Here is an 11,523-nt window from a genome sequence, read left to right as displayed (position 1 = left end):
CTCGGCTTCATGCGTCAATATTGTGTCGTGGGCGGCATGCCGGAAGCCGTGGCCGCGTTTGCCCGGACCGGGTCCTACCAGGAGTGCGAACACGTTCAACAGGTCATTTTGTCCACTTACCGCGACGATTTCTCCAAGTACTCCACCAAGGCTGAACACCGGCGGATCGAGAAAATATTCTCGGCGGTTCCCAGACTCGTTGGCCGCAAGTTCATGTACAGCCATGTTGACAGGGATGATCGTTCACGGGAACTGGGCGTAGCACTCCACCTGCTTTGCCTGGCCCGCGTCACACACCAAATCAAGCACAGCCACGGCAATGGAGTGCCCCTTGGGGCTGAAGCCGATGACCGCACCTTCAAGATGCTTTTTCTCGATGTGGGTTTGCTGTGCCGTTCCTGCGGACTGCGCGTGCTGGATATCCAGAACGCCGCCGATTTGATTCTGGTGAATAACGGGGCCGTTTGCGAACAACTTGTCGGGCAGCAGCTGTTGCAGTCGGGCACCTTCTATGAGGAGCCCTCTCTCCACTGCTGGATGCGGGATAAGCCGAACGCCAATGCGGAAGTGGATTACCTGATGGCCTATGGCCCCACGGTTATTCCCGTAGAGGTTAAGGCGGGCGCCACGGGTAGACTGAAGTCGCTCCATCTCTTTTTGTCTGAGAAACACTCCGGCTTCGGATTGCGATTCAACAGCGACATCCCTTCCTTGCTGGATTCCCGGACCAATCCAGTGAACTCGAATACCAAATCATTCCGCCTGTTGTCCCTGCCACTCTACATGCTCGGACAAACGCGGCGACTTTGCTCGGAGGTGGTTGATCATGAATAAACTATCTTCTCCACTTTCCATGCGCTGGGGCTGGCTGAACTGGCCGGCTTATGCCCGCCGCACAGTTACCTTCGCATTTATTCTTCTCGTGAATTGGATGCTTCTTTCCCCTGCAAAGACGTTTGAGGATGTACAGGTCTTTTTTAAGTATCAGGACAAACTTGTTCATTTCGGGATGTTCGCCGTTTTGGCAGGCTTGTTGCGTTGGTCTATTCCCGATCCATGGGGTAGGGGTGGGAAGCGCATCGCCCTCATTCTGGCCCTGATCGCCTATGGTGCAACTACCGAGTGTGTTCAGTTACTCATGCCGGGTTTAGGCCGCTCATTTGAGTGGATGGACATGTGCATGGATGGTATCGGCGTGATCTTGGGGGCGTGGTGCTGTGAACGATTGGCCCTTTCTGAAAACTTAAATTCTGGATTTTGAATTTTGAATTCTGTATTATCCAACCTTTACTACTTATATGATTCAACAATTCAAAAATCGCAATTTCTATTTTTTGGTCAGCGCTGACGTCCTGCTTTTTGTGGCGTCACTTTTCCTCGCCTACAGCGTTCGCTTCTCTTTCAATATCCCCCATGGTGAATACCACAACATGGAGGTTATTTTGCCTTGGCTCATTGCCGTCAAGGTGACCACTTTTTTCTTCATGGGTGTCTATCGGGGCATGTGGCGGTATACCAGCCTGCCGGATGCCCTGCGCCTGCTGAAAGCAACGCTTCTCGCCACACTCATTATAATGACCGGCCTGACTTTTATGATCCGGTTCGCAGGTTATCCCCGTTCTGTTTTTATTGCTGATAGCATTTTTACCCTTTTCTTCTGTGGCGGCATCCGGGCAGGTATTCGGATGTTGTTTTCGCTTCGTCAAAAGTTCCCGGGTTGGAAGGGGGAGGCTGATGAGACTCCTCCTCATCAAACCAACCTTGTCATCATTGGCGCAGGGGATGCAGCGGATAAGCTCATTCGCGAGGTACAGGGCAACCCGACCTCACCTTATCGGATTGTCTGCTGTCTCGACGATGACTCTACCAAGCACCATCGCTCGCTTTTGGGGGTGCCGGTTCGCGGGCCGGTCAGCCACCTGAAGCGTTTCGCCGAGGCCTTTCAGGCGTCCGAGACGCTTATCGCCATGCCCTCTGTGACGGGGGAGCGTATGAGGGAAATTGTCGCCGTTTGTGAAAAATCCGGACTGCCGTTTAGAACCCTTCCATCCCTGACCTCCTTGATCGATGGCCAGATAACCATCAATGACCTGCGTCCGGTTAATTTTGAGGATCTACTTGGGCGTCCGCCGGTGAAATTGGATATCGAGGGAATAGGCCACTATCTGACTGGAAAGACGGTTGCTGTTACCGGTGCAGGAGGATCCATCGGCTCTGAACTCTGTCGCCAGATTATTCGATTCAAGCCTGCGGCCTTGGTTTTGATCGAGGGCTCAGAGTTCAATTTGTATCGCATGGAAATGGAGTTGCGTACAGAGCGCAAGTTCCTCAATATTTTACCCGCAATGGGGCGTGTTCAGGATCGTCCCTTGATGGGCCGAATCTTCGAGCATTATCGCCCTCAGGTCGTCTTCCATGCTGCCGCATGCAAACATGTTCCCATGGTCGAGTTGAATCCCTGGGAGGCCATTTATAACAATGTGCTAGGCAGCCAAGTGGTTATGGATATGGCGGAAAAATATGGAGTCGAGCGATGCGTGTTCATCTCGACCGACAAGGCCGTCCGTCCGACCAATGTCATGGGTGCAAGCAAACGTATGGTGGAAATCCTGCTTCAATCCCGGCCCGCCTCCAAAACCCGTTTCATGGCGGTTCGTTTCGGTAATGTCGTGGGCTCTTCCGGTTCCGCTATTCCGCTATTCCAAAGCCAGATCAAGGCTGGTGGACCTGTGACGGTGACCGATCCCGAAATGACCCGATATTTTATGACCATTCCTGAGGCGAGTCAGCTGGTCCTTCAAGCTGGCTCTTTAGGAGAGGGCGGGGAAATCTTTATTTTGGAAATGGGGACTCCTGTCAAAATCGATGACATGGCGCGCGACCTCATCAGGCTTTCTGGCAAAGAACCGGATCGGGATATCAAGATTATCTATACGGGGTTGCGTCCCGGCGAAAAGCTCTACGAGGAACTCATTACCCATGGCGAGGGGATTGTTCCGACAAAACATGAGAAAATCATGGTATTGCGGCGTGATTTCGCTACCAGTTCAACTCATCGTGACCAGATCCTGTCAGGTCTGGCCGAACTTACCGCAGACGCCAACGTTCACGATGCCGTTCGTATCAAGGCCACACTGAATCGCATCATTCCGGATTACACTCCTTCAAACATCGCCAGCGTGTTGTGTATTGATTCGCGCTTTACCGATCCCGTTCCCTAACGGATGCCGTCTTATGAATGATGCCGCGCAAAATCTGCAATCCCCGCTCAATCGCAAGTCCCTCTCGCTATCGCGGCGGGGGGCTTGGGGGCAGGTTACGGTAGCGGCGGTTCTCATTACGATTCTTCCCTTTCTTATTCTTGCCTGGGCCTGGAAGTCTCATTTGGATGGTAACCCATTGCCGCCCTTGGCCGCATGGTGTGTCGGTGGTGTGGTATTTCTTGTCATCACGCTGGGTTACACCTTGCTTTTCAAATACCCTGTGAGCATTGTCCGCTTGCGGCACTATTTGAGCACCATCGCCAGTGGAGGTATCCCCGAACAAGTCACCCTTACGGAAGATGAGGATGATTTGGCTGCCGTTCAGCATTACATGGAGCGTATTGTCAATATGGCAGAAGATCGCATCATGCTGATCGAAAAACGGCATGAAGTGGAGCTTGGGGCAGAGCGCCAGCGTGTGATGATTGAAAGCATTGGTGCCATGTGTCACCATGTGGGGCAGCCTGCTACGGTGATGAGCATGTGTATCTATCGCCTGAAACACAACCCTTCTCCCGAAGAGACGCCTGTGATCCTTGCTGAATGCGAAGCCGCATTTGATTCCATGGCTGAGATCCTCGACCAGTTGAGGGCCACTTCGCAGTACGCCTCTGAGCCTTATTTGCAGCCCGTACCGGGCTCCCCCGAAACTCCTGCCAAACCTGGTGTTCGGATCATTAAGGTCTGATGTTTACTGAATCAGCGTCATGACCACCATGAGGATGCTGATGGAGGCGGTGATAATAGCGCCGCCCCAGGCGATGATGTTAAACCACCGGCTATTGGTATGCGCACCCATAATGGATTTATCGCTGGTGATGCGCAACATGAAGAAAATGATCACTGGCAGCAGGATCCCGTTCACCACTTGCGAGAAAATCATAATCGGGATCAGCATCGCCTTGCTTGATGCCAGCGCCACGGCGGCTCCTGTAAACAGAACGACGGTATAGAGGGAATAATAATGGGGGGCTTCCGTGAATTTCCGGTTCACTCCGCGTTCCCAGCCCATGGCCTCACAGATACTGGTTGCGGTAGAAATGGGTAAAATGGCCGCCCCGAAAAGAGAAGCGCTCATCAGTCCGAAAGCAAACAACCCTGCGCAATAACGGCCAGCTACCGGCTTCAAAGCCATGGCGGCGTCCCCGGCATCTGAGATTGCTATGCCATTGCGATGCAGCGTGGCCGCACAGGCCAGCATGATGAAATAACAGACGATCGTCACCACAATGGCCCCAGCCACCGTATCCCACTGGGAATACCGGTAATGCTTAAGCGGAATTCCTTTTTCCACAACACTGGCCTGCTGGTAGAACTGCATCCAGGGGGCAATGGTGGTTCCCACGATTCCGACAATCATGTATAGCACCTCGGAATTCCATGTTGTGTTCGGCACCAGGCTCCCGTGAATCGCCTGTTTCCAATCAGGACCCGCCATAAAGCCTGACACCAGATACGATACATAAAAGGCGCAGGCGACGAAGAAGACCTTTTCAATGGTGCGGTAAGAGCCCTTAACGACCATATGCCAAAGTAGGAAGGCGCCAATGGGAACCGCCGCCCAGCGATGCAGGCCAAAGATCTCCGCACTGGCTGCCAATCCCGCAAAGTCAGCAATCACATTGCCCAGGTTTGTGAAAAACAGCGCGATCATCAGGTAGAAGGATATCCCCAGTCCGAACCGCTCACGGATCAGCGCCGACAGTCCTTTGCCGGTGACCACGCCCATCCGGCTGCACATTTCCTGGACGAGCACCAGCAGGAAGCAAGTGGGCGCCAGAACCCATAACAGGGAATAGCCATACTTGGCCCCTGCAACGGAATAGGTTGCAATTCCGCCTGCATCATTATCCACATTGGCGGTAATGATTCCCGGCCCCACCACCAAAGCGAACAGGGCCAGATGCGTTCTCCATTTTTTCAAACGTTCCATAATAGTTTCGTCAATCGTTTAGAAAATCAGCCAGGTGCGAAAGGACGCTGTCGTAACGTACTACGCCTTGCAGAACTCCATCGTCGTTCACGACGGGCACCGCCTGGAAGCCGTATTTGGCGAATTCCCGTGCCACATCCTTCAAGCGTGTTTCCGGGTGTACGGTGATGAGTTCGTGAGAAACCAGGCCTTCCAAGGGGGCCATAGGGGACGCCCGGAATAATTCACGCAGGCTTAGAACACCCTTTAACACCCTGTTTTCATCAACAATGTAGATCAAATTGTAGACTTCCACAGTCTCGGTTAACTTGGGAATGCGCTCCAGAATCGAGGCGACGGTGTCACCAAGTTGCGCTTCAATGCAGTTAGAATCCATCACCCCGCCGGCGCTCTCCTCTTTATGCGAGAGCAGAGTTTTGACTTCGGAGGCAGCGTCACCTTCCATGCGACTAATGATATTCTGGGCGTCAGGCCCAAGATCGCGTAATACCTCGGCAGCCTCATCGGCAGGCATTTCTTCGAGAATATCGGCCACACGCCCGGGCTCACCGTGGGAAACCAACGTGCGCTGGTACTCGGGGGTAACTTCCTCCAGCGCGTCGGCCGCCGTCTCAACCGTCATTGAGTTGAAGAGGGCTTGCCGGTCTTTGACGCCCAGTTGCTCCAGAATGTCTGCCAGCTCCGCAGGATGGATATCCGCAAGCCGGTCGGAGAGCTTATCCACCCGGAGTCCGCCCGGAACTCCGCCGGGTGACATCACTTGAATGTGACGCCAGGTGACGAAGCTGTCCTTAATGGTGTAGTCAAAAAGCCATTGGGTCAGGAAATTCACCGTTTTTTCAAACCTGAGCCTGCGGAGGATTCCGCGCAGCCCGATTTCCACATGCCCGAAGATCAGTTTATTGTCGGAATAGATCAGGTGGACGTCATTGACGCGTACTACCTGGGCCCCGGAGACATCGACCACCTGGTCATCCAGCACATCACGGCGTGCCCAGAAATCAGCGGTGGGGGCTGGTTCCGTGATCCGGCGAACGACCGTTTCCGTAACGGTCATGGAGAGAACGGCGTTCCAGGGTACAAAGGTATGGAGGCGGCCTTTGCGTGGTGTTAACTCCAGTGCGATGGCCAGCGGGTAGGCGGTGGCCGTTGAGCCTCCAATATCGTACAAACGGGCGAACGGTCGGGCCTCATCTTCATAACGTATCGGGCACCCCAATAAGTCCGAAAGATTATAGAAAACGACTGCGGGCAGGGCGCTATCGGCCGGAATGCCTTTATTTTGCGCTCTCCCTGCGATCAAATTCGGGATAATGGTTTGAGATTTTTCCATAAACTGTGAACCGCAGATGCTACGGGAGCGGATATGGTGAAACAAGCGTAAAGTCATGATTTGACTCACTTGAAAAGGCAAAAATCAGGGGAGCTCTGACAGAATGAACAAAATAAACAAAATAGTTTTGAATCACAAAGTAAGGGGTTTCTCCCCATTTTTAACATTTTGTAAATTCTGTCTATAAATCTTGATGAGGCTATCTGTTGCCTGGAGTTGCAAAAGGTGGCTGAACATTATAGAAGACCTTAATGATAGCCTTGGTTGAACAATTTCTGGATCACATTTCGTTTGAATGCGGGTTAAGCCCGAAGACCCGTGAAGCGTATGGGCATGATCTGGCTGACTTCTCACGATTTTCCCAGACGGCGGGTGTACATGTGCCCCGGGAAGTGACCCGGAAACTTCTATTGGGCTACCTGGAACACGAGCGTGACCGGGGGCTCGCGATGAACTCCATTTCCCGGCGCTTGGTGGCGATCAAAGTTTTTTTCCGCTATTTGGTTCAGGAGGGGTTGCTTGAAAAAGATGTGACCGCCGTCATGGAGTCGCCCCGGCTCTGGAAAGTTCTCCCCACGACATTATCGATAAAGGAAGTCGACGCCTTGCTGAAGGCTGTAACGGGTGATGATCCGATGGCCGTCCGGGATCGGGCCATGATGGAGTTGCTTTATGCCTCGGGGCTCCGGGTGTCGGAGCTGACCCATCTGACCCTGGAAGATTTGCATCTCGAGAGTGGTTATCTCCGCTGTGTGGGCAAGGGGAATAAGATGCGGGTCACGCCGGTGGGCGGGACGGCGCGAGCGGCGATCGAGCGCTATTTCAAGGAGGCGCGCCCGAAGCTTGTCAAGAATCCGGCTGTGCGCCAGGTTTTTCTCACGCGGCGGGGGACGGGATTCAGCCGCAAGACGATTTGGAAACAAATCAAACTCTTTGCGAAGCGGGCTGGGATTACGAAAGAGGTGTCGCCTCATACCCTGCGGCATTCCTTTGCTACACATTTGCTAGCCAACGGTGCGCCTTTGCGTATGATTCAGGAAATGTTGGGGCATGCTGATATTGCAACGACCCAGGTGTATACGCATGTGGATCAAAACCGGTTAAAATCGGTGCATCAGCAGTTTCACCCGCGGGCGTAGGAAAGAGAGTGGTTATGATATTAGGCTTAAGACGGCCAAATCCGTATCGCGAATTGGAAAAGCGATTAGGTTACAAATTCAGTGATCGTGAATTTCTGGAGACGGCGTTGCTCCATCGCTCCTATCGCTATGAGGTGAAGGATGTGGTCACGGATAATCAGCGCCTTGAATTTCTGGGTGATGCCATTGCCGGCTTCCTGGTGGCGGCCCATCTCTATCGGATCCATTGTGATGGGGATGAGGGAGTCTTGACGGAGATGAGGAGCCGGTTGACGAGTGGGAAGGCGATGGCGGCAGTGGCTCGCGATATCGAATTGGGCGATTTTATGAGGCTGGGGAAGGGGGAGGAAATGGCGGGGGGGCGTAAGCGTGAAGCGCTCCTGGCGGATGGCTTGGAGGCCGTGATTGGCGCCGCGTATCTCGATGGAGGCGTCAAGGCGGCAGAAAAAATTGTCATCAAGCTGTTGATTCCGTTACTCGGCGAAAAGCCGACGGAAGAATGGATGGATAACCCGAAGGGAAAACTGCAGGAGCTTTCCCAGGGGCTTTATAGCTGTGGGCCTGAGTACCGTTGTGTTTCCGAAGAAGGCCCTCCGCATCGCAAGGTATTTGTGGTTGATGCGATTGTCGGTGGGGCTCGCCTGGGGCAGGGGACAGGCTCCAGTAAACGTGCCGCCGAGATCGAAGCGGCGATTGTGGGCGTCAGGAAGCTGTTGGCAGGACGATAGCCGCGGTAGCTTTACCGCGCCCGAAGGGCGCGGGATGCCTCCCTCAGCATTTTTTCAGTGGTATCCCAGCCTACGCATTCATCGGTTACTGAAACGCCGTGACGTAGTTCGGCAAGATCTTTGGGAATGGGCTGGCTCCCTTCACACAAGTTACTCTCGACCAGCATTCCGATGATAGCCTTGTTGCCGCTGATGCGTTGGGCCAAGACTGAATTCCAAACCTTCTCCTGAGCCGCAAAATTCTTGCCCGAATTGCCGTGACTACAGTCCACCATGAGAGTGGGGCGAAGGTGGCCGGCATTCATACGCTCGCAAGCATCCCGGACTCCTTCTGCCTCATAATTAGGGCCCGATTTTGCTCCCCGTAGAATCAGATGACCGTATGCATTGCCTTTTGTCCGGACGATGGCAATGTGTCCATCTTCATCGATTCCTAAAAAGCTTTGAGGATGGCGAGCAGCCTCCATGGCATCTACCGCCACCTGAACGTTCCCATCGGTCCGGTTTTTAAAGCCGATTGGCATGGAAAGGCCGCTGGCCATCTGTCGGTGGGTTTGTGATTCTGTGGTGCGGGCGCCGATGGCTACCCAGCTGACCAGATCCGCGGTGTATTGGGGCACAATGGGATCCAACATTTCGGTGGCGGTGGGTAGTCCCATCTCGTTTATTTTCAATAGCATACGACGTGCAATGCGTAAGCCGCAGGCGATATCGGCCGACCCATCCATATGTGGGTCATAGATCAGGCCTTTCCAGCCAATGGTGGTGCGCGGCTTCTCGAAATAGACCCGCATCAGAACAAAGAGCTCTTTTTCGACTTCCTTGCGGAGTGTGGCGAGTCGGGCGGCATATTCCAGGGCAGCCAGCGGGTCGTGGATAGAGCAGGGGCCGATGACTACAAGGAGGCGTGGATCCTTTCCTGCCAAAATATCCCTGATGGTCTGGCGCGCAGAAAGCACGTTGCTAAGCATGGTCGGTGAGGCATCCAGTTCCTGTTTGAGGGTGTGTGGAGTGATCAGTGGAATGAGTTCAAGAACGTTGAGATTTTCTGTTTTGGGAGGGGTGCTCATAGGCTATTACATTTCATGAAGGGTGGCGTCACGTTTGGGTGCTGGCCGTGGGGTTCCTTTACTGGATCCCTTTTTGTCTTTGTCGGGCATGATAAAGGGATCTTCCTTTTCCAATCGGTCCCCGAGTTCTGCCTCAATTTCGTCCGGACTTTCGCCGGCTTCCAGACGATTCAGGGCTTCCTGCATTCCCGATCCGAGTTTCATGCCGGTCATATCCGAAAACTTGCGCATCAGGTTGGCGGCTTGCCGGGGGTCCTCCTCACTCATGCCGTCGGCCTCACGGGCGAGGGCATCCATGGCCCGCTCCATTTTGGATTCATCCATTGGCATTTCAGGTTCACCTCCTGCCGGGGATTCCTTGGCCCTGCCGGTGTGCGCAAATACCGAAATTTGCTTTTCGAGCTTAATGCGTTTGCATTGGGGGCAATGGGGGCGCTTGTCGGGCTGAATGGTGCGCGACAGAAAATTATAGATCGTATTGCATTTATGACAGTAAAATTCGTAAATCGGCATAAATCAGCCTTTCCAAATATTCTTTAAAATTAAGGGGGGGCGTCCCGGATGTCAATACCGCCTGTACCCTGCGCCTGTAAACGGGAAAGGTTATCCTTTACTTTTTAGTGGCAGAAGTGTTTAATTAATAAGCAATTACGCCTTTTTTGCGGTTGACGCAAACCTTTCTCTTCCACACATCCGGAGGTGAGAACTGATATATACCGGATGATTATAGAGAGAGTCAGCCTTATGCCTAATCAAAAACCAACAGCCCCCCATCACCCGGCGGTCCCTTCCCACCATGCCCCAGCGCACCGACCGCCCGTCAGTCCTGCTGTCCCAGCCGATCTTGCGTCTGCGGATGTGTTTGCCACTTTAATTCCCGAATTGCAGCGCGCGGTGGCCGAGGAGGGGTATACCATTCCCACACCTATTCAGGCGGCGGCGATCCCGCATCTGCTGGCTGGGCGTGACTTGCTTGGATGTGCACAGACGGGGACCGGGAAAACCGCGGCGTTCACCCTGCCGCTTCTTCAGTATCTGACCCAGCACAAGCGCGTGCCTTCCCGTGGTCGGCCCCGTGTGTTGATTCTGGGCCCTACGCGTGAATTGGTCGCCCAGATCGGGGATAGTATCCGGACCTATGGCCGATATGTGAATGTGACCCATACCACTATTTTCGGTGGGGTGGGGCAGCAGCCGCAGGTGGTGGCGGTCAACCGTGGAGTGGATATTGTGGCGGCAACACCCGGGCGTTTGCTTGATCTTATGCAGCAGGGGCATGTCCGCTTGGATCAGGTCGAAGTATTTATTCTGGATGAAGCGGATCGGATGCTGGATATGGGCTTCATCCGCGATATCCGCCAGATTTTGAACGCCTTGCCCAAGAAACGCCACACACTCTTTTTCTCTGCGACCATGGCGAAGGAAGTCGTTGAACTTGCGCGCACGATGGTCCACGATCCTGTTCATGTAACGATTACACCGGGACAGCCGACAGTGGAAAAGATCGACCAGAAAGTGCTTTTTGTGGATAAGGGCAATAAGGATTCCCTTTTGGCTTCGCTCCTGAAAGATCCCTCGATCAATCGCGTGATTGTATTTGTGCAGATGAAGCATGCCGCCGACAAAGTGGTGCACAAGTTGATGATGTGTGGCATTTCAGCTGAGGCCATTCACGGCAATAAGAGTCAGAGTGCGCGAACGAGGGCGCTAGCAGGGTTTAAGGCGGGGAAGATCCGTGTGCTGGTTGCCACGGATATTGCGGCCCGCGGTTTGGATGTGGATGATATCACCCACGTCGTCAATTACGATCTGCCTCTTGAGCCGGAGACCTATGTTCATCGAATCGGCAGAACGGCCCGGGCGGGTGCCTCAGGTGATGCGGTCGCATTTTGTGCGGCCGAAGATCGTGAATTTCTGCGTGCGATTGAGCGGTTGATCCGCAAGGCCATTCCGGTGGATGTGGCACATGAATTTCATTCCGAGACGGCTCGGAACGCGACGGGAGCCAATGCGCGCCCGCCCCCGCGCCGACAGATGAGAGGCGGTGGTGGCGGTGG

The 11,523-nt window shown here is 53.8% G+C and carries 11 protein-coding genes; 7 read left to right on the top strand and 4 right to left on the bottom strand.

Annotation, left to right across the window (positions count from 1 at the left end; all coding sequences use genetic code 11):
• From WCI03_14145 to WCI03_14130, 4 genes are all read left to right on the top strand, one after another.
• The coding region (locus WCI03_14145) for a DUF4143 domain-containing protein (GenBank protein ID MEI8140993.1) at positions 1-834 on the top strand (834 nt) is incomplete at its 5' end.
• Complete coding sequence (locus tag WCI03_14140) at positions 827-1,261, top strand: VanZ family protein (protein MEI8140992.1); 435 nt, start codon at positions 827-829, stop codon at positions 1,259-1,261. The genes WCI03_14145 and WCI03_14140, both read left to right, overlap by 8 nt.
• Positions 1,262-1,298: 37 nt before the next feature.
• The gene (locus tag WCI03_14135) at positions 1,299-3,221 is read left to right on the top strand and encodes a nucleoside-diphosphate sugar epimerase/dehydratase (protein ID MEI8140991.1); all 1,923 of its coding nucleotides are present in this window, start codon (positions 1,299-1,301) and stop codon (positions 3,219-3,221) included.
• A 13-nt stretch (positions 3,222-3,234) separates the two neighbouring features.
• Entirely contained in the window at positions 3,235-3,951 is a 717-nt protein-coding gene (locus WCI03_14130) for a hypothetical protein (GenBank protein MEI8140990.1), read from the top strand.
• A 3-nt stretch (positions 3,952-3,954) separates the two neighbouring features.
• Here the strand turns inward: WCI03_14130 and WCI03_14125 are convergent, their stop codons facing one another.
• Positions 3,955-5,196 carry an Nramp family divalent metal transporter gene (locus tag WCI03_14125; GenBank protein MEI8140989.1) on the bottom strand — a complete coding sequence of 414 codons (1,242 nt, stop codon included), beginning with the start codon at positions 5,194-5,196 and terminating at the stop codon, positions 3,955-3,957.
• A 10-nt stretch (positions 5,197-5,206) separates the two neighbouring features.
• Positions 5,207-6,529: a CBS domain-containing protein gene (locus tag WCI03_14120; GenBank protein ID MEI8140988.1), complete on the bottom strand. Its 1,323-nt coding sequence runs from the start codon at positions 6,527-6,529 to the stop codon at positions 5,207-5,209.
• A 251-nt stretch (positions 6,530-6,780) separates the two neighbouring features.
• Between WCI03_14120 and xerD the strand changes: the two genes are divergently transcribed.
• On the top strand, positions 6,781-7,668 hold the full coding sequence (xerD, locus tag WCI03_14115) for a site-specific tyrosine recombinase XerD (GenBank protein ID MEI8140987.1): 888 nt from the start codon (positions 6,781-6,783) through the stop codon (positions 7,666-7,668).
• Positions 7,669-7,682: 14 nt separating this feature from the next.
• The gene (rnc, locus tag WCI03_14110; protein MEI8140986.1) at positions 7,683-8,396 is read left to right on the top strand and encodes a ribonuclease III; all 714 of its coding nucleotides are present in this window, start codon (positions 7,683-7,685) and stop codon (positions 8,394-8,396) included.
• An 11-nt stretch (positions 8,397-8,407) separates the two neighbouring features.
• Here rnc and WCI03_14105 read toward each other — a convergent pair whose 3' ends face one another.
• Together WCI03_14105 and WCI03_14100 are read right to left on the bottom strand one after the other, a co-directional pair.
• On the bottom strand, positions 8,408-9,466 hold the full coding sequence (locus WCI03_14105) for a 3-deoxy-7-phosphoheptulonate synthase (protein MEI8140985.1): 1,059 nt from the start codon (positions 9,464-9,466) through the stop codon (positions 8,408-8,410).
• 6 nt (positions 9,467-9,472) lie between these two features.
• A complete protein-coding gene (locus WCI03_14100; protein ID MEI8140984.1) occupies positions 9,473-9,979 on the bottom strand; it encodes a zinc ribbon domain-containing protein in 507 nt (168 codons plus the stop codon).
• Between the two features lie 231 nt (positions 9,980-10,210).
• On the opposite strand from WCI03_14100, the gene WCI03_14095 reads away from it, so the two are divergent.
• A partial coding sequence (locus WCI03_14095; protein ID MEI8140983.1) for a DEAD/DEAH box helicase occupies positions 10,211-11,523 on the top strand: 1,313 nt, incomplete at its 3' end.

The sequence above is a fragment of the bacterium genome (genome assembly GCA_037143175.1).
Lineage (GTDB): Bacteria > Verrucomicrobiota > Kiritimatiellia > CAIKKV01 > CAITUY01 > JAABPW01.
The sequence above is the reverse complement of the archived record's forward strand: the minus strand, read 5'-3'. Positions and strand labels throughout refer to the sequence as shown.

Bases quoted from the DNA above. Each gene is read 5' to 3' on its own strand.
- WCI03_14135 (MEI8140991.1), top strand. From the start codon at position 1,299: ATGATTCAACAATTCAAAAATCGCAATTTCTATTTTTTGGTCAGCGCT.
- xerD (MEI8140987.1), top strand. From the start codon at position 6,781: ATGATAGCCTTGGTTGAACAATTTCTGGATCACATTTCGTTTGAATGC.
- rnc (MEI8140986.1), top strand. From the start codon at position 7,683: ATGATATTAGGCTTAAGACGGCCAAATCCGTATCGCGAATTGGAAAAG.
- WCI03_14120 (MEI8140988.1), bottom strand. From the start codon at position 6,529: ATGGAAAAATCTCAAACCATTATCCCGAATTTGATCGCAGGGAGAGCG.
- WCI03_14100 (MEI8140984.1), bottom strand. From the start codon at position 9,979: ATGCCGATTTACGAATTTTACTGTCATAAATGCAATACGATCTATAAT.
- WCI03_14130 (MEI8140990.1), top strand. From the start codon at position 3,235: ATGAATGATGCCGCGCAAAATCTGCAATCCCCGCTCAATCGCAAGTCC.
- WCI03_14140 (MEI8140992.1), top strand. From the start codon at position 827: ATGAATAAACTATCTTCTCCACTTTCCATGCGCTGGGGCTGGCTGAAC.
- WCI03_14125 (MEI8140989.1), bottom strand. From the start codon at position 5,196: ATGGAACGTTTGAAAAAATGGAGAACGCATCTGGCCCTGTTCGCTTTG.
- WCI03_14105 (MEI8140985.1), bottom strand. From the start codon at position 9,466: ATGAGCACCCCTCCCAAAACAGAAAATCTCAACGTTCTTGAACTCATT.